This window comes from Tropicimonas sp. IMCC6043 (genome assembly GCF_004146235.1).
In the GTDB taxonomy this organism is placed as follows: Bacteria; Pseudomonadota; Alphaproteobacteria; order Rhodobacterales; family Rhodobacteraceae; genus Tropicimonas.
Genome location: NZ_SELO01000015.1, coordinates 67,156 through 83,709, shown reverse-complemented (window position 1 = coordinate 83,709; position 16,554 = coordinate 67,156). Strand labels below are relative to the sequence as shown.

Genomic DNA, 16,554 nt, shown 5'->3' with positions numbered 1-16,554 from the left:
CATCAACTTTGGGCAAATTACCAAGAAAACGTCAAGGGTCGTCCCAAATGCGACGTGGAACCGCTTTGGGAAACAGGGGGCCGCCGCGGGTCCGCCCAAAAATTACGCAATGCTCTGGAGCCGCTGATTAAAATCAGGATGCAGGCCGAGACAGTCGGTAGAATCTCGCCGCGTGCAGGAAATCTTGCCGCTTCCGGGCCGCCATTCCGGTAGCCTCCTCGTCAATGCCCCATTGCCTTTCCTGGAAGTCCTCGTCGACACGGGATCGGCGCCAGAGATCCTCGATCTCGTAGCGATCTTCGAGCGCGGCGAGGCCGATCAGGAGTGAACCCGAGAGCGAGACGAGGTCATGCAACGCTGTCAGCGCGAAGGCATCGAGCGCCGACACATGCGCGCTCAGCGCGGCGAGGCTGCGCGCCGGCTGCGGCACCGGCACGATGCCAGCGGTCTGCACCAGCGGCGCACCGAGTTCGTCGCGCGCCCAGTCCAGCAGCGCATTCCAGGCGCGGGCCTGCTCGGCGCGGAGCGTCTCGGGGCCTTCCGCCCGGTAGCAACATAGATCGGTCTCGCCGAAGACGGCGATGTGCGCTGCAACCTCCGTCTTCTGGCGGGCCACATTGTCGATCGCGGCATTGGCCGAGCGGGTGCAGGGCATCGACATCGGGTCGACATGCTCGCCCTGAGCCTGCCATTCCTCCGCGATCGCCTCGGCCAGCGCGACCGACGGCAGCACCAGCGGCGCCTTTGCCGGAGTACGGAGCATGCGGCCGTCGAGCAGAACCTGCCAGCCGCTCTCGGCATCGGCCACGCGCGCATCGCTCCAGAACCGTTTCGGCATCCAGACGGTCATCTACCCCTCCCAGACCTGCACCAGCGCCCGGTCGAGCGCGTCGAAACCGTCGATGACGATTTCCGCGCCCGCGGCCAACAGCGCGCGCGCCGGATGGTAGCCCCAGCTCACGCCGATGGTTCGGAGCCCGGCGGCACGGCCCATCTCCATGTCGTAGCTGGTGTCGCCGATCATCACACCGTCCCGGGCCTCGACACCTGTTTCCGCCAGCGCGGCCAACAGCATTGAGGGGTGCGGCTTTGACGGGTGGTGATCGGCCACCTGCTCGGTGGCGAAGCGTCCGGTCAACCGATGCGCGGCGAGAAGGTGGTCGAGCCCGCGTCGCGACTTGCCGGTGGCGATGCCGAGCAGCAGATCCTCGCGCGCCAGCAACCCGTCAAGCGCATCGAGGGCACCGGGATAGAGCGGCGACATCTCGTCCGCAGCGCCCGACATCCGGATATCGGCAAAGCCTGCCTTGTAGCCCTCTACCAGCGCCGCCTGGCTCTCGGCATCGAGATCGGGCGCCAGCCGCGCGACCGCGACCGCGAGCGACAGGCCAACGATCGAGAGCACCTCGTCGCGCGGCGGGACGGGCCGACCAATGCCGTCGAAAGCCCGCGCCATCGCTGCGAGAATATGCGCCTGGCTGTCGACCAATGTGCCGTCGACATCGAAGACGACAAGCCGCAGCGGAGTCGGGTCGCTCATTCGGAATCCTCGAAAGGGTCGTCCGGCACGTCACCAGCGTGCCAGTCGAGCATGTCCCAGGTCCGCGCCATGTGCTCCGGCAGCGGAGCGGTGAGGCTCAGGCGCCGGCCGGTCACCGGGTGGACCAGGTTCAGCGAACGGGCGTGCAGGTGCAGCTTGCGCGAGATCGCGCCGCCAAGCCCCGCGCCCCAGCCATCGCCGAGATTCTCCTGCCCCGAGCCGCCGTATTTGCCGTCTCCGACGATCGGATGCCCGATCTCGGCCATGTGGGCGCGCAGCTGGTGGGTGCGGCCGGTGACCGGCACCAGCGCGACCCAACTCACCCGGCCGCCGAGCGCCGACAACACGGCGTAATCGGTGGTGGCGCGTTTCGCGCCCGGAGTGGCCTCGACCTCGCGCGGGTGAACGCAGCGCATCTTCTCGCCCTCGCCGCCCGCGCCATGCCCGCCGGCCTTGACCAGGCCGAAGCGGATCGTGCCCATCCGGGGCTCCGGCACGCCGGCGACAGCAGCCCAGTATATCTTGCGTGTCTCGCGCGCCCGGAACGCCTCGGTCAGCGCGCCCGCCATCGCCCGGCTTCGCGCCAGCAGCAGGATGCCGGACGTGTCCTTGTCGAGCCGGTGCACGAGCCGCGGTTTCTCCTCCGCGCCGAAACGCAGAGCCTCGGCCAACCCGTCGACGTGCCGCGACTGCTTGCTGCCGCCCTGCACCGGCAGGCCCGGTGGCTTGTTGAGCGCGATGATATGGTCGTCGCGCCAGATCACGGCTGCACGGATCATCTCCGCATCGGCGCGGGAAATCTCCGTGCGCTCCGGAGCAGGCGCGGGGGCGTCTTCCTTGGGAAGCGGCGGCACGCGAACCACCTGCCCCGCCTCGATCCGGGTTGAACTCTTCACGCGGGCGCCGTCGATCCGCAACTCGCCCTTTCGGCACATCTTCTCGATCCGTCCCTGCGCGAGCTGCGGGAAACGCCGCCGGAGCCAGCGGTCGAGCCGCTGCCCGCCCTCCTCTGCACCGATCTCGATCTGCTGCACCTGGCTCATGGCAGCGGCACCACACCGCGGGCAAAAGCGAGGCCGATGACGAGCGCGGCCAGCGAGACAAGCACGGACGCCACGATATAGACCATCGCCACCTCGGTCCGACCATCCTCCATCAGAAAGATGGCATCGAGCGAGAAGGCGGAAAATGTGGTGAACCCGCCGAGGAAGCCGGTCATGATCAGCGGAACGAAATGGGGCATCCCCTTGCGTTCCAGCACGACGACCAGCGCCCCCATCAGGAACGAACCGACGATGTTGACCGTCAGCGTTCCCCACGGGAATCCGATCCCGAAAACCGCCTTCATGGCGACATTCGTGAGATAACGGCATACGGCGCCAACGGCCCCGCCAAGGGCAACCTGGAGAGCTGTGAGGATCATGGCGCCGGTGTCTTCCGCCGCGCGGCGCTTGTCAAGCGGACGAGCGGGTCGGACGACGCCACCCGCCGCGCGACATCGCCTATTCGGGCAGTTCCTCGATGATCCGGTCGGCCGGAACCGCGCCCCTCACGATCTTGCGGCCGTGCAGCATCGAGGGGACAAGATTCTCGTTCTTGTAGACCTTGTAGAAGACGATTGCGGCGAGATGCAGCAGGACCAGGAGGAGGATGATCGGCGGCAGGACCTGATGGATCGAAGTCGCCCAACCAACCATGCCCGGTACGCTGTTGGCCAGCGGCCCCCGGTTGATGAAATCGTCCGGATCGGCGAAGAGCCCGGTGAAGGCCTGCAGGCCCAGCACACCAAGCAGCAGGAAGACCGAGAGCGCGCCGACCGGATTGTGACCCGGCCAGAGGCTGGGACGACGCTTACCGATGCCGGAGAGGTACCGGAAGAACGTTCCCGGACCGTAGACGAAGTGCTGGAACCGGGCCGGCCAAGCCCCGATGAAGCCCCAGATGATGCGGATTGCCAGCAAGGCGATAATGGCGTAACCGAAATAGAAATGCAGGGTCATGATACCCGGGCCGAATTCGCCCAGGTACCACGCGGTGCAGACACAGATCACCAACAGCCAGTGGAAGGACCGCACCAGCGGGTCCCACAACCGCACGCGGCGGAGCTTGTCAGCCTCTGGCGATCGGCCAGTCATCTCACTCAGTTTTTCCGGGCTTGAGCGATCTTGTGACAATCCTGGCAGGCATTGCCGACGGCGCCGAGGCCGGCCATCATCTCTTCCTTGCTGCTGCCGGCGAGCTGGACGAGATCCTGGGCGGCCATATAGGCCTGTTTGCCGATCTCTCCGACTTTCTCACCGTTTTCCCAAAGCGCCGGCTTGGCGTAGGACACACCCGGCATGTCTTCCGAGCTCGTCCCGGGAAGCCAGAAGCCGGACATGTCGACGCTGAAGACCTCGACCAGCTTTTCGGCGGCCTCCTGGGCGGCCGCGGACTCGTACTCGATTTCGCCCTTGGCCATCTTGGCAAGGATCTCCACCTGGGCGGCACGCGCGTCCATGTTGTCCTGACGCGCCTTGACGGCATCCGTGGCTGCGTCGGCAAAGGCGAGGGCGGGAAAGGAAAGGGCAATTGCCGCTAAAATCATTTTGCGCATGGCTGGTCTCCTATTGGCCAGTTCGGTCACTCGTTCGATACACGAAAAGTGATGGTTTCTCCGTCGATGATTCCTGCACATACCCTGTGACGATTGGAAGACAAGAGGATCCGGAAGGAGCGGATCTGGCGAGGCCCTGCCGTGCCTCCGGGGTACCTCCAAGTCAGAGAGCCGGGCGTATCTCCTTGTTTTCCTTTCTGAACCGGTCTTTCGCCTCTGACTATCCCGCCGATCCCGATCGGCCGAAATAACAGAGATTTGACCGGAATGCTGTTTGCCCCCGACCGCGCCGGGCAGGACCTGCATAAGGATCGGGCAGGCGCAGCACGGATCCACGACGCCGGCAGATCAGGGAGATTTCCAACCCGGTGCGCCCGGTCTAGTCTGGCGCCGATGCCAGACCTTTTCGACTCCCCCGGCCCCCGCGCCGAGACCGCCCCGCGCCCGCTCGCCGACCGGCTGCGCCCCGCCACGCTCGCCGAGGTGATCGGCCAGGACCACTTGCTCGGCGTCGAGGCCCCGCTCGGCACGATGCTGGCCGCGGGAAGCCTCTCCTCGCTCGTGCTCTGGGGCCCACCCGGCACCGGCAAGACCACCATCGCGCGGCTGCTGGCACACGAGACCGATCTTCATTTCGTTCAGATCAGCGCAATCTTCACCGGCGTGCCGGAGCTCCGGAAGGTCTTCGAAGCGGCAAAGCTCCGTCGACAGAACGGCAAGGGCACGCTGCTCTTCGTCGACGAGATTCACCGCTTCAACAAGGCGCAGCAGGACGGCTTCCTGCCGCATATGGAAGACGGAACGATCGTGCTGGTCGGTGCGACGACCGAGAACCCCTCGTTCGAACTCAACGCGGCGCTACTGAGCCGGGCCCAGGTTCTGGTTCTGAACCGGCTCGACGACGCAGCGCTCGAGGCGTTGCTCGCCCGAGCGGAACACGAGCTCGGCGCGCCACTGAAACTGACGCCGGCTGCGCGCGAGGCGCTGATCGGCATGGCGGACGGCGACGGCCGGGCGCTCCTGAACCTCGTCGAGCAGGTCGCGGCGTGGCGCGTCGCGGCGCCGCTGGAGACATCGCAGCTGACCGCGCGGCTGATGAAACGGGCGACGCAATACGACAAATCGGGCGAGGCGCATTACAACCTGATCTCGGCGCTGCACAAATCGGTGCGCGGCTCCGACCCCGACGCGGCGCTCTACTGGCTGGCGCGGATGCTCAAGGGCGGCGAAGATCCCCGTTACCTCGCCCGCCGGATCACCCGGATGGCCGTGGAAGATATCGGCCTCGCCGACCCGCAGGCGCACGGGATCTGCCTTGGTGCGTGGGAAACCTACGAGCGGCTCGGCAGCCCGGAAGGCGAACTGGCGCTGGCGCAGGCAGTGATCTACCTCGCCCTGGCGCCGAAATCCAATGCCGGCTACGCGGGGTTCAAGTCCGCGATGGCGGCGGCGGCCAGGAGCGGCTCCGCGCCGCCACCCAAGCATATCCTGAACGCGCCGACCGGGCTGATGAAGGAACAGGGCTATGGCGCGGGCTATCTCTATGACCACGACGCCGAGGACGGCTTTTCGGGGCAGGACTATTTCCCGGACGGCATGAAGCGTGGCGTCTACTACCTTCCGGTGGAGCGAGGTTTCGAACGGGAGCTGAAGAAGCGGCTGGATTTCTTCGCCCATCTGCGCAGCAAGCGGCAGTCCGGCGGCGGGCGCGAAAGCTGATCCCGGTCAGAGCAGCCGGGCATCCTTGGCGCGCTGGATCGCCTCGGCAGTGGTCCGTGCCATCAACCGCTGGCGCGCCGAGGTCAGCCGCGCCTTAAGCGCACTCTCCGAGATGCCGAGCTTGCCAGCCGCGGCGGCGTGGCGGTCACCCGCCGCGACGAGGCGGAGCGCCTCGACCTGCGCCTGTGTCAGGCTCTCGGGCGGTTCGGTCAGCTCGTGCATGCGTACGACGATCTGCGCCGCGCGGTCGCGCTCGGTGTCGGTGAATTCCCGGTCGGTGCGGGCCAACCCGGCGATGCTGCGCGAGGAAATCGGGCCATGGGCGATCTGGACACCGAATCTCAGGCCGAAATCCGCCGCTTCCTGCATGATGCCAAACGGGTCGGGAATGCGGCTCTGGATCTCGCTCCAGCGCGCCGCTCCTTCGGTGGAGAAACCCCACGCGGTCATCGGATCGCGCATCGCATAGGCCTGCGCCGTATAGCGTTCGATCCAGGCCGGATCGTAGGTCTGGAAGGTCATCAGCGGCGAGGCGAACCGGATATGCAAACCGACGAAATAGCCCGCCGGCGCCAGTTTCCCCAGCAGCCTCAACTCGCGATCAATGCTAGCCCGTTCAGCCATGATCAAGTGTACTATTTCTGGTCAGCTTTTCGTCAATCTTATTGTGAACCAAAGGTTACCATGAGGTTCCCGCCACACGTCGCGGTTCGCGGCCGGCGTGTCTCAAGTCGACCGTGCATGCCTCCACGCCGCTCCACGACAACAAAAAAGCCCCCGCAAAACGAGGGCCCTTTCGAATTTCCGGGCAAGTGGACTATTCCTCCACGGCCTCTTCACGCGCACGGTCTTCGGCACCCTTGGCATCGGCGTCGCGATCGACCAGCTCGATGATCGCCATCGGGGCCATGTCGCCATAGCGGAAGCCGGCCTTCAGGACGCGGACGCAGCCGCCGGCGCGCTCGGCATACCGCGGGCCAAGCACCTCGAAGAGCTTGGCAACGTGCTTGTCCTGCTTGAGCCTCGACGCGGCGAGCCGACGGGCGTGCAGATCGCCACGCTTGCCCAGCGTGATCAGCTTCTCAACGATGGGTTTGAGTTCCTTCGCCTTGGGCAGGGTCGTCTTGATTTGCTCATGCTCGATCAGCGAGCCGGCCATGTTCGCGAAGAGCGCCTTGCGGTGCTCATGGGTCCGGTTCAGGCGGCGGTATCCGCGGGCGTGACGCATGTGTCTATCTCCAGTTTGCCCTCTACGGGCGATTTTGCTTTGTCCGGCCGGCGATGCGTGTCACCGGCTCTCCTTGGGGCAGAATGCCCGGGTCGGGTCGGGCGCGCCGCTCCGGCACGCCCTTCGGGGATCAGAACTGGTCCTCGAATTTCTTGGCGAGATCCTCGATGTTCTCCGGCGGCCATTCCTCGACATCCATGCCGAGATGCAGCCCCATGCCCGAGAGCACTTCCTTGATCTCGTTGAGCGACTTGCGGCCGAAGTTCGGAGTGCGCAGCATCTCGGCTTCGGTCTTCTGGATCAGGTCGCCGATATAGACGATGTTGTCGTTCTTCAGGCAGTTCGCAGACCGGACCGACAGCTCCAGCTCGTCCACCTTCTTCAGCAGAAGCGGGTTGAACTCGAGACCATCATCCTCTTCCTGGCGGCTGGCCGCTTCCGGCTCGTCGAAGTTGACGAAGATCGAGAGCTGGTCCTGCAGGATACGGGCGGCGAAGGCCACGGCATCCTCGGGCGTGACCGAACCGTCCGTCTCGATCTTCAGCGTCAGCTTGTCATAGTCGAGCACCTGGCCCTCGCGGGTCGGCTGCACGTCATAGGAGACCTTCTTGACCGGCGAATAGATCGCGTCGATCGGGATCAGGCCGATCGGCGCATCCTCGGGGCGGTTCTTGTCGGCAGCGACATAGCCCTTACCGGTGTTGACCGTGAGCTCGACATAGAGATCCGCGCCATCATCAAGGTGGCAGATGACGTGATCCTTGTTGAGGATCTCGATGCCGGCGGTCTCGGAGATGTCGCCGGCGGTAACGATGCCGGGTCCCTTGGCGGCAATCGACAGGCGCTTCGGCCCGTCCACATCCATCGCGATCGCCACGCCCTTCAGGTTCAGAACGATGTCCGTGACGTCCTCGCGGACCCCGGCCACCGAGGAGAACTCGTGCAGGACATTGTCGATCTGCACGCTGGTGATGGCGGCGCCCTGCAGCGAGGAAAGCAGCACGCGGCGCAGCGCGTTGCCGAGCGTCAGGCCAAAGCCCCGCTCCAGGGGCTCGGCGACGAGGGTCGCCTTGCGGGAGGCGTCGGCGCCGGGCTTGACCTCCAGCTGGGTCGGCTTGATCAGTTCCTGCCAGTTCTTGTGGATCATGTATGTCGCCTCCATACCTGTCTGCCTGCCATGTCCGAGCGGGCAGACGCCCGAGGTTCAAAATGCTGCAACGGACCGCGCCCGTTCCGGCGCGATCCGCATGTCTCTGCCCTGTGCGTCAGACGCGACGGCGCTTCGGCGGACGGCAACCGTTATGCGCGATCGGGGTCACGTCGCGAATCGACGTGATGTTGAAGCCGACAGCGGCCAGCGCCCGAAGAGCGCTCTCACGGCCCGAACCGGGTCCCTGAACTTCGACCTCGAGCGTCTTCACGCCGTGCTCCTGCGCCTTGCGGCCGGCGTCCTCGGCAGCCATCTGCGCCGCGTAGGGGGTCGATTTCCGGGAGCCCTTGAAGCCCATCGTGCCGGCAGACGACCACGAGATCGCGTTGCCCTGCACGTCGGAGATCAGGATCTTGGTGTTGTTGAACGAGGAATTCACATGCGCAACGCCGGTGGCGATGTTCTTGGAAACCTTGCGTTTGGTGGATGCGCGGCGATCGCGAGCCATTGGTCCTGCCTCCCCTTACTTCTTTTTGCCGGCAATCGGCTTGGCCGGCCCCTTGCGGGTGCGGGCGTTGGTATGGGTGCGCTGGCCGCGCACGGGCAGGTTGCGGCGGTGGCGAAGGCCACGGTAGCAGCCCAGGTCCATCAGGCGCTTGATGTTCATCTGCGTCTCGCGGCGCAGGTCGCCTTCAACGGTCAGGTTGGCGTCGATATGCTCGCGGATGGCGAGCACTTCAGCGTCGGAGAGCTCGTTGACGCGGCGGGTCAGATCGATGCCGACAGCCTCGCAAATCGCTTCCGCGGAGGCGTTGCCAATGCCGGTGATGTAGGTGAGCGCGATCGGGACGCGCTTGGCGGTCGGGATGTTGACCCCAGCGATACGTGCCAAGTGGTATCTTCCTTCATGGTTGCGGTTCCGTAGTTCCAGAACCTTTTTTCACAACAGAAGCCCGACGGCGTCGCGCCACCGGGCCGGTCTTGCCACCGAATCTCCCCGCAGCGCAGGCAGGAAAGAAAGCGGCGATTCTCGTCAGAGAGGCTGTGAACTACTGGCAATGCGAAGGAGCGTCAAGGCCCGATTTCACGATTTGTCAAGGCCATTCGGAGAGGGACCGAAAGCCGGGGCATCGCGGAGAGGTTCGGCGATCCCGGCCAAAAGGTCAACAGGTCCGTTCGGGCAGAGCGATCGGCTCCGGGCGGGTGCGTTGAAATGCCTTCAGGACGCACGTCACGGCTTGATGCCAGCAGTCCATTTTCTGCCTCACTGTCGAACTTCGCCGGGTTTGCCTTCCAAACTGAAACAATACTGGCGCGCTCCCGGAATCGTGCCCAATCGGGCTTCAATTGAGATTGTCTGTCAATAATTTACGTGACACGACGCTACGTCAGATCCTAGTGTCCGCCTTACACATATCTCGGCGCAGAACGCGGCGAGACAAGGAGGTAGAATGTCCATTTTCAAGACGAAACTTGCCCTGGTGTTTGCCATGGGATTTGCCAGCCAGGCCTATGCCGTTCCGGTGCCGTCCTTTTCCGGCACGTATGACGAAGCCACCGGTGTTGAGGCCGGCGGCGATTACGACAATATCGGAGGTGTCTCGGACGTCGGTGATTTTTCCCTCGTTGCGGGGGTGAACACCTTTGAGGGGTCGATCTTCACGCCGGGAGACCCGGCCGACGTCTTCAACATCGTCATCGGGCCCAATCAGACGCTCGTCGGCGCGACGCTGGTCTTTGCCTCGAATGCGGACGCTTTCAATCCTTTCTTCGGCTTCCCCTCGCCGACATGGGGCTTGTACGAAAGCTCGGTCACGCCGGTGATCTTCGAGTTCAAGGTGCCGGATTCGAATGGCCAGTACTCGCCATTCACGTCAACCCAGACCTTCACCCGCGGCGCGGGCATCTACAACATGGTTATCGGCAACGGAGTCTTCGGGATGAACGATGGCAGTCCGGTTGACTACACGATGACCTTCACGGTCGAGGAGACCCAGCAGCCGGCGATCCCGTTGCCGGCCTCTCTGCCGCTCATGCTCGGCGGAGTTGGCGTTCTGGCCGGGCTTCGGCGTCGCGCGAAACGCTGACGTTTCGGCTGACCCATCGAAATTCGGGAAGGGCCTTCGGGCCCTTCTCTGCCCCCGGCCCTGTATCCGCGCAGGGTCGCCGCACCGAGCAAATCATTCTAGAAAGCCCAACTGCCGGAAGGAGGCGTCCTCCTCCTTGCCGATCACCACATGGTCGTGGATCGTGATCCCCACCGCCCGGCAGGCCTCGAAGATCCGGTCGGTCATCACGACATCCTCGTTCGAGGGCGACGGGTCTCCCGAAGGGTGGTTGTGCACCAGGATGATCGCCGAGGCATTGAGCTCCAGCGCCCGCTTGACGATCTCGCGCGGATAGACCGGAACATGGTCCACCGTGCCGTCCGCCTGTGCCTCGTCGGCGACGAGGTGGTTCTTTCGGTCGAGGAACAGGACACGGAACTGCTCCGTGTCGCGATGCGCCATCACCGTCTTGCAATACTCCATCAACGCGTCCCACGACGTCAGGACATGCCGCTGCATAACCTTCGCGCGCGCCATCCGGTGGGCAAAGGCCTCGACCACGCGCAGTTGCAGGTAGACCTTCGCCGTCGCGCCCTCGATCTCGAGGAGCCGCGATTCCGACGCCGCGACGACGCCGTTGAGGTCCCCGAAGGCCGCGAGCAGGCGCTTGGCCAGCGGTTTCACATCGATCCGGGGAATGGCATTGAAGAGCAGGAGTTCGAGCAGTTCGTATTCCGGCATCGCCGCGTGGCTGCCGGCGAGGAAACGTTGGCGGAGCCGCTCGCGGTGGCCCCAGTAATGCGGCCGCACCTGGCCGTCATCGCCCGTCATCAAGCCGCCGCCAGCGCTCGCCTCCGTCGAGAGCCGGGCGGTCTGACGGAAACGCGGCGCGGCGGCGGGCCGGGTCTCGACGCCGGGTGGCGGCAGCCGGGCATCGAGTTCGTCGAGCCCCCTGAGCGCGGACTCGGAGAAGCCACCGCGCGTCGCACCGGACGCGACCGGCCGGTAGCTCGGAGGTTCGCCACGCGGCGCCGGTCCTGTCTCCGGCGGCGCGCGCCCCGTAAGCCTGTCCCAGATTCCCGACATCCCCGGCCGATCTCCGAGCCGGCGGCGGCCGCCCATTGGCCGCTCCTGCCCCGGCAACAGGGACACTGAACGCCGAAGTGGTTAACAATTCGTGTGTCGCGCCGGGATCACCGGGTCCGATCGTTCCGATGTGCTCAGAAACCGCGACCCGCGATGAGCCGGGCGAGATCGCGCACCGCCGTAGCCCGCGCCGCGGCGATCGCCTGCGGGCTGCCATCGCCCCCGATGGGCGCGCGGACCGCGAAGGTGCCGGAGACCTCGCGACCGCCGGTCAGACGGGCGATGAAATACTGGCCGGACATGCGGAAGACCGCGTCCGACCCTGCAACCATCTCCTCGACGCGCACGAAGAGCCGTGCCTGCGGCAGGTCCTCGAAGGGCCAGGGCTCGGCCGCCACCTTGGCCCCGCTCAACGCCGCAAGGTGCCTCGACAGTTCCAGCGTCACGCCACGTGCCGGATCGTCGGCCCAGAGGCTCTTGGGATCTGACTCGATCGCGCCGCTCTCTGTCTCACGCCAGATTTCCTCGCCCTGCGCATAGGTCGGCAGCGAGACCTCGCGCACCTCGAGCCGGCTGACGCCGATGGAGATCCGGTCGCCCGAGGCGACTTGCGGCGCGGCATAGCGCATCGGTGCCGGCCCGCAGGCGGCAAGCCCCGCCAGCAGGGCGACAAGGCAGAGAGTCAGGCGCATGGGCCGTCCCTTCGTTCGGTCTTCGAGGCCAGAGCATACAAGCCCGCTATCCGGGAGCAAGCGCCTCCTCTGCCGCAGAGTCGGGTTCATTTGCCGGTCAGAAGCGCGTTGGGCTTGCGCTCGAGCGTCCGCATCAGCGACCGCACCGAGTCCGCCGCGCGGCTGACATCGCGCATCGTCGCCTGCGCCTGCCGGTTGAGCGCGCCGCTGTCGGATAGGCCGGCCAGCGCCAACTCGGCTTCGCGCAGAGTCGCTTCGGCGCGGCGCACCAGCTCCGGCAGGTCGGTGGCGGCCTGCGATACCGAATCCGCCGCCTTCTCCGCCGAGGCCAACGCGGCGTTGACGTTCTCGACGGTGCCACCCTCGCGCAACTCGGACAGCGCCGCGCCGACCTCGTCGAAGGCCGCCGACAGCGCTCCCGGAAGCTCGCGGGCCGCCTCGGTGCCGATCAGCGCATCGGCGCTCTCCACAAGTCGCGTTACCTCTTCCGACAGAGTCGCAAGATCCATCTGCGCCGCGTTCTCAGCCACCTTGCGGAAGTCCTCGATCAGCGCCGGCAGGTCCGCGACGGCCGTCTCAACATCGCCCGCGGCCGCGTTCACCTTGTCCAGCGCCTGGGTCAGCGTCTCCGCCGCCCCCGCTTCGTTCATGTCCGCAAGCAGCGTGGTGGCTTCGCCGACCGCGGATTCGACACCTTTCAGCGCCTCAACCATCGTGTCGGGCAGGGCTCGCGCTCCATCGGTGTCGAGCACTTCGCGGGCCGACCCGGCCAGCCCCTTGACCTGCGCCAGAAGACCCTCGATATCGAGCGCCGTCGCCTTGTCGGCAACCGCCTCTACCTTGGTCAGAAGTTCCGGCAGGCCTTCAGCGACCGTTGTGATCTCCTCTGCCGCCGCATTCACGCTTTCCAGAGCCGCAGCCAATGCGTCCGCCGCCTTCGCGGAATTGAGCTCGGCGAACAGGCTCGACGCCTCGCCGACGGCCGATTCGACCCCATCGATCGCCGCCACCACCTTGTCCGGCAGCGCTCGCGCCGACTCCGTGTCAATCACCGCGCGGGCGGAGTCGACAAGGCCCTCGGCCTGCGCCAGCAATCCCTCGAGGTCGAGTTCGCCGGCCTTGGCCGCGACGGCTTCGATCTTGTCCAGAAGCTCGGGGACGCCCTCGGCGGCCGTGCCGATTTCGCTGGCCGCGTCGCCGGCCTTCTCGATGGCATCGGTGAGCTTGGCGACAGCCTCTCCCTGCCTGACCTCTTCGAGCACTCCGCCGATCTCGTCCGCGATACCGGTCAATCGCGCAGGAAGAGCCTGAATGTCGGCGCTGCCGATCACGCCGCGCGCGTCGCCGACCGCGCCACGGATCTCCTCGACCGTGCCGCGGATATCGCCCGGGATCTGTTGCATGTCCTCGCTGGAGATCAATTTCGCGGCGTTGTCGAGCACCTGTTTTGCCGAGGCGAGCAGGTCCTCGATCGGCAGGTCGCTCACCCGTTTCATGAGGGACTCCGCCGAGGCGCCGGTCGCCTTCAGGTCGGTCGTGACGGATGGGAAGATCGGATATGGCTCGGCATCGCGCTGGAACACCGCTGGAGCCGCATCGGGTTCCTGCGTGATCTCGATCCGCAGCGCGGAAGACAGGAGCCCCGTGCGCGCCAGCTTCGCCCGCCAGCCGTCCGCGACTGCCTCGACGAAGAAGTCCAGAACGGCCTCGCGCCGTTCTTCGGTTCCGTCGGCCTCGGGTGCCGCCTCGAGCTTGCCGAGATCGATCGAGAGCACCGCGACGAGGCGCACCCGGTCGTCGCCGAACTGCTCGGGATCGACCCTCCCGGTGATGCCGACCACTTCGCCGATCTGCAATCCGTTCAGCATCACCTGCGCGCCGACCTGCAACCCGGTGACGTTTTGGTCGAAGACCATCGCCATTTCCATCTGGCCGCCCTCGGGACCAGTGCCTTCGAAGAGGTTCTCGCGCGCCTCGTCCTGGCTCCCGAAGACGGTGAAGTCCACCCCGTCGGTGACCGGGTCGCCGCCGGAGACGACTGTCTCGAAGCTGATGCCGCCGGAGATCAGCGAGGCGATGCTCTCCACGTTGACCGAGGCGCCGGTCGGACCGAGGTTGAAGGAGATCCCGGACGCGTTCCAAAAGCGCGATTGCGTGGTCAGCAGCCGGTCATGCGGCGCGTTGATGAAGGCCTCGGCCTCGATCGTGATCCCGTCTGGCGAGAGGGTCGGCCGGCCGATCCGGCCGACTTCCAGCCCCTTGAAGAACACTGACCCGCCCTCGCTCAGCCCCTTTCCCGAGACCGAAGACAGCACGATCCGGGTACCCTTCTGGTCGGGGCGCGCAACCGGCCGCTCCGGCAGGCCGGTGAAATGCTGATGCAAGCCGCCGGGGATGTTGTCCCAGCTTCCCTCGATATAGACGCCGCTCAGCACCGTCTCGAGGCCGGAGACGCCGCGCGCGCTGACCTGCGGCTGGACGACCCAGAAGAGCGCCTCGGAATCGACAAAGGGCTCGACAGCCTTGTCGAGCCGGACATGCGCGACGACGGAGGAGAGATCGTCGGAGAAGGTGACTTTCTCGACGATGCCGACCGAAACCTCGCGATAGCGCAACTGAGTCTGCTCGGCAACAATGCCGGATGCGTTCTGGAAGCTGATCTCGATCAGCGCGCCGCGGTTGCTGTAGGCCTGCCATGCGATGCCGAGCGCGATGAGCAGCGCCGCCAGCGGGACCACCCAGACGATGGAAACACGCTGCATCAGGCTGCGTTTCGCCGGCTGGACCGGGATATCGGGGATCTGATCGGTCACGTCTGAGGATCCTTCAAGACGCCACCGGGAGCGGCTGGCGCGGGAATTTTTTTGGTCCCGGAAGCCCTGGGCGCATCTGCCTCAAGGCTGTCCCAGATCAGTCGGCTGTCGAAGCTTCGTGCGGAGATCATGGTGAAAAAGACGGCCAGTGCGAAGGTCAGCGCCGCCGGTCCGGGGTGGATCGAAACCACGATCGAGAGCTGCACGAGCGCGGAGAGCACGGCGACGACGAAAACGTCGATCATCGACCATCGGCCTATGAATTCTACGAGTTCGTAGAGTTGGGTGCGCCGCAGTGGGTCAGCGGGCAGGCCGCGCTGCACCGAGGCCGCGAGATAGGCCACGGCGATGAACTTGGCGACCGGCACGCAGACCGAGGCCAGCAGGATAACCAGAGCCACCGGAACGGCGCCATGCATGGCCAGGAGCACGGCGCCGCTGACGATGGTGTCGCCCGAGGTCTTGCCGAGAAAGGTGGTCTCGAGCATCGGGAACAGGTTCGCCGGGATGTAGCAGATGAGCCCGACGGTCCACCAGGCCCAGACACGGGAGAGCGAGCGCCTGTCGCGGGAGATCAGCCTGCCACCGCAGCGTCCGCAGCGCCGCTGCCCCAGCGGCCAGACGCGGGCGCAATGCGTGCAGGCGACGAGCCCAGCCTTGCGCGCCGTCAGTACGGGCTCGAAAACGTCGCGGGGCTCAACCATGGTCCGGCTCCGGGACCGATGAGGGGCGCTTGTGCGCCGCCTCCTCGCGGTCGAGCGCTTCCCAGATCGTCCAGCGGCAGATGATCGTGTCCTGCCAGACGGTGACCACTACCAGCACCGCGAAGAGCCAGAACGCGGTGCCCAGCTCGACCCGGGCCATGTCCGCGATCTTCACCAGTGCCACCCCGACTCCGAGAACGAAGATCTCGGCCATGGACCAGGGTCGGAGATCCTCGGTCCATCGGAAGGCCAGCCGCGCGCCGGGCAGCGGCCGGCCGTGCGACAGAAGGGGAAGGAGCGTAAAGATGAGCAGGCTCGCGCGTAGCACCGGGATGAACACGATCAGCGCGAGCACGGCCATGCTGAGCGCCACCATCTTCGCGTCGGCAAAGGCAAGCGCCGCGTCGAAGATCGAGGCGGTATGCGACAGACCCTTGGCCTCGATCTTGAGGAACGGCAAGAAGACCGCGGTGACCAGCAGCAGCAGCACTGTCAGCGAGAGCGCAACGATATTGAGGATCGCCCCCTCGAGCGGGGCGATCAGCACATGGTGACAGCGCGCGCAGACCGCCCGCTCGCCATGCGCCGTCTCGGCGGCGCGGTAGAGCGCGTCGCAGGACGGGCAGGCGATCAGGTCGCGCAGGTCGCCGGGGAGTTCATTTGCCTGTGGCACGTCGCACTCGAAAACCTCTCTTCGTCCCGCAACCTAGCATCGACGGGGGGCAGCGCAATGGAGAGTCGACTGTCCCCGGTGACGCGGCGAAGCGCTCACCAGCCATCCGTCGCCTCAGAAGGTGAGCCCGGCATGGATCAGGATGCCGATGACCAACAACAGGTTCATGACAAGGCTCAGCCCAATGACGGGATAGATCGGAGGTGTTCCGACACGCAATCTGCCGGTCAGCAACAGCAGCGACGGCGCCGAAGACAGGGACCAAGTCACGAGCGTTTGGCCCGAGGCGTGTCGCGAACGCGTCA

19 protein-coding genes are annotated in these 16,554 nt (G+C 65.8%); 2 read left to right on the top strand and 17 right to left on the bottom strand.

The window, feature by feature from the left end; genetic code table 11:
• Window positions 1–133: 133 nt before the first annotated feature.
• The 6 genes from EU800_RS14625 to EU800_RS26870 all read right to left on the bottom strand — a co-directional run bounded on the left by EU800_RS14625 (window position 134) and on the right by EU800_RS26870 (window position 4,166).
• Window positions 134–850, bottom strand: a complete 717-nt coding sequence (locus EU800_RS14625; protein ID WP_129633647.1) for an ATP12 family chaperone protein — start codon at window positions 848–850, stop codon at window positions 134–136.
• On the bottom strand, window positions 851–1,540 hold the full coding sequence (locus EU800_RS14620; RefSeq protein WP_129633645.1) for an HAD-IA family hydrolase: 690 nt from the start codon (window positions 1,538–1,540) through the stop codon (window positions 851–853).
• A complete protein-coding gene (locus EU800_RS14615) occupies window positions 1,537–2,583 on the bottom strand; it encodes an RluA family pseudouridine synthase (RefSeq protein WP_129633643.1) in 1,047 nt (348 codons plus the stop codon). The genes EU800_RS14620 and EU800_RS14615 overlap by 4 nt, the downstream gene beginning before the upstream one ends.
• Entirely contained in the window at window positions 2,580–2,963 is a 384-nt protein-coding gene (gene crcB / locus EU800_RS14610) for a fluoride efflux transporter CrcB (RefSeq protein ID WP_129633641.1), read from the bottom strand. The genes EU800_RS14615 and crcB overlap by 4 nt, the downstream gene beginning before the upstream one ends.
• Window positions 2,964–3,042: 79 nt before the next feature.
• Entirely contained in the window at window positions 3,043–3,675 is a 633-nt protein-coding gene (locus EU800_RS14605; RefSeq protein WP_129633639.1) for a cytochrome b/b6 domain-containing protein, read from the bottom strand.
• Window positions 3,676–3,680: 5 nt separating this feature from the next.
• The gene (locus tag EU800_RS26870; RefSeq protein WP_165354676.1) at window positions 3,681–4,166 is read right to left on the bottom strand and encodes a cytochrome c; all 486 of its coding nucleotides are present in this window, start codon (window positions 4,164–4,166) and stop codon (window positions 3,681–3,683) included.
• Between the two features lie 363 nt (window positions 4,167–4,529).
• Here EU800_RS26870 and EU800_RS14595 point away from each other — a divergent pair, with 363 nt between their 5' ends.
• Entirely contained in the window at window positions 4,530–5,855 is a 1,326-nt protein-coding gene (locus EU800_RS14595; protein WP_129633635.1) for a replication-associated recombination protein A, read from the top strand.
• Window positions 5,856–5,861: 6 nt separating this feature from the next.
• Here EU800_RS14595 and EU800_RS14590 read toward each other — a convergent pair whose 3' ends face one another.
• The 5 genes from EU800_RS14590 to rpsM form a co-directional block, all read right to left on the bottom strand.
• Window positions 5,862–6,479: an autoinducer binding domain-containing protein gene (locus tag EU800_RS14590; protein WP_129633633.1), complete on the bottom strand. Its 618-nt coding sequence runs from the start codon at window positions 6,477–6,479 to the stop codon at window positions 5,862–5,864.
• Window positions 6,480–6,672: 193 nt separating this feature from the next.
• Entirely contained in the window at window positions 6,673–7,083 is a 411-nt protein-coding gene (rplQ, locus tag EU800_RS14585; protein ID WP_129633631.1) for a 50S ribosomal protein L17, read from the bottom strand.
• Between the two features lie 130 nt (window positions 7,084–7,213).
• A complete protein-coding gene (locus tag EU800_RS14580; RefSeq protein WP_129633629.1) occupies window positions 7,214–8,230 on the bottom strand; it encodes a DNA-directed RNA polymerase subunit alpha in 1,017 nt (338 codons plus the stop codon).
• A gap of 118 nt (window positions 8,231–8,348) precedes the next feature.
• The gene (gene rpsK / locus EU800_RS14575; protein ID WP_129633627.1) at window positions 8,349–8,741 is read right to left on the bottom strand and encodes a 30S ribosomal protein S11; all 393 of its coding nucleotides are present in this window, start codon (window positions 8,739–8,741) and stop codon (window positions 8,349–8,351) included.
• 15 nt (window positions 8,742–8,756) lie between these two features.
• On the bottom strand, window positions 8,757–9,125 hold the full coding sequence (gene rpsM, locus EU800_RS14570; protein WP_129633625.1) for a 30S ribosomal protein S13: 369 nt from the start codon (window positions 9,123–9,125) through the stop codon (window positions 8,757–8,759).
• Between the two features lie 559 nt (window positions 9,126–9,684).
• Here rpsM and EU800_RS14565 point away from each other — a divergent pair.
• A complete protein-coding gene (locus EU800_RS14565; protein ID WP_129633623.1) occupies window positions 9,685–10,320 on the top strand; it encodes a VPLPA-CTERM sorting domain-containing protein in 636 nt (211 codons plus the stop codon).
• A gap of 93 nt (window positions 10,321–10,413) precedes the next feature.
• Here the strand turns inward: EU800_RS14565 and radC are convergent, their stop codons facing one another.
• The 6 genes from radC to EU800_RS26865 form a co-directional block, all read right to left on the bottom strand.
• Window positions 10,414–11,112, bottom strand: a complete 699-nt coding sequence (radC, locus tag EU800_RS14560; RefSeq protein WP_242500585.1) for a DNA repair protein RadC — start codon at window positions 11,110–11,112, stop codon at window positions 10,414–10,416.
• Window positions 11,113–11,501: 389 nt separating this feature from the next.
• Window positions 11,502–12,059 (bottom strand): membrane integrity-associated transporter subunit PqiC, encoded by a 558-nt coding sequence (locus EU800_RS14555; protein WP_129633615.1) that lies wholly within the window; start codon window positions 12,057–12,059, stop codon window positions 11,502–11,504.
• An 86-nt stretch (window positions 12,060–12,145) separates the two neighbouring features.
• A complete protein-coding gene (locus tag EU800_RS14550; RefSeq protein WP_129633613.1) occupies window positions 12,146–14,872 on the bottom strand; it encodes an MlaD family protein in 2,727 nt (908 codons plus the stop codon).
• Complete coding sequence (locus EU800_RS14545; RefSeq protein WP_129633611.1) at window positions 14,869–15,576, bottom strand: paraquat-inducible protein A; 708 nt, start codon at window positions 15,574–15,576, stop codon at window positions 14,869–14,871. The genes EU800_RS14550 and EU800_RS14545 overlap by 4 nt, the downstream gene beginning before the upstream one ends.
• On the bottom strand, window positions 15,569–16,249 hold the full coding sequence (locus tag EU800_RS14540) for a paraquat-inducible protein A (RefSeq protein ID WP_129633608.1): 681 nt from the start codon (window positions 16,247–16,249) through the stop codon (window positions 15,569–15,571). The genes EU800_RS14545 and EU800_RS14540 overlap by 8 nt, the downstream gene beginning before the upstream one ends.
• Window positions 16,250–16,363: 114 nt before the next feature.
• Complete coding sequence (locus tag EU800_RS26865) at window positions 16,364–16,519, bottom strand: hypothetical protein (RefSeq protein WP_165354675.1); 156 nt, start codon at window positions 16,517–16,519, stop codon at window positions 16,364–16,366.
• Between the last annotated feature and the right edge of the window lie 35 nt (window positions 16,520–16,554).

Bases quoted from the DNA above. Each gene is read 5' to 3' on its own strand.
- EU800_RS14625 (WP_129633647.1), bottom strand. From the start codon at position 850: ATGACCGTCTGGATGCCGAAACGGTTCTGGAGCGATGCGCGCGTGGCC.
- rpsK (WP_129633627.1), bottom strand. From the start codon at position 8,741: ATGGCTCGCGATCGCCGCGCATCCACCAAACGCAAGGTTTCCAAGAAC.
- EU800_RS14565 (WP_129633623.1), top strand. From the start codon at position 9,685: ATGTCCATTTTCAAGACGAAACTTGCCCTGGTGTTTGCCATGGGATTT.
- rplQ (WP_129633631.1), bottom strand. From the start codon at position 7,083: ATGCGTCACGCCCGCGGATACCGCCGCCTGAACCGGACCCATGAGCAC.
- EU800_RS14615 (WP_129633643.1), bottom strand. From the start codon at position 2,583: ATGAGCCAGGTGCAGCAGATCGAGATCGGTGCAGAGGAGGGCGGGCAG.
- EU800_RS14620 (WP_129633645.1), bottom strand. From the start codon at position 1,540: ATGAGCGACCCGACTCCGCTGCGGCTTGTCGTCTTCGATGTCGACGGC.
- EU800_RS14545 (WP_129633611.1), bottom strand. From the start codon at position 15,576: ATGGTTGAGCCCCGCGACGTTTTCGAGCCCGTACTGACGGCGCGCAAG.
- EU800_RS14555 (WP_129633615.1), bottom strand. From the start codon at position 12,059: ATGCGCCTGACTCTCTGCCTTGTCGCCCTGCTGGCGGGGCTTGCCGCC.
- crcB (WP_129633641.1), bottom strand. From the start codon at position 2,963: ATGATCCTCACAGCTCTCCAGGTTGCCCTTGGCGGGGCCGTTGGCGCC.
- EU800_RS14605 (WP_129633639.1), bottom strand. From the start codon at position 3,675: ATGACTGGCCGATCGCCAGAGGCTGACAAGCTCCGCCGCGTGCGGTTG.
- EU800_RS14590 (WP_129633633.1), bottom strand. From the start codon at position 6,479: ATGGCTGAACGGGCTAGCATTGATCGCGAGTTGAGGCTGCTGGGGAAA.
- EU800_RS14580 (WP_129633629.1), bottom strand. From the start codon at position 8,230: ATGATCCACAAGAACTGGCAGGAACTGATCAAGCCGACCCAGCTGGAG.
- radC (WP_242500585.1), bottom strand. From the start codon at position 11,112: ATGACGGGCGATGACGGCCAGGTGCGGCCGCATTACTGGGGCCACCGC.
- EU800_RS14595 (WP_129633635.1), top strand. From the start codon at position 4,530: ATGCCAGACCTTTTCGACTCCCCCGGCCCCCGCGCCGAGACCGCCCCG.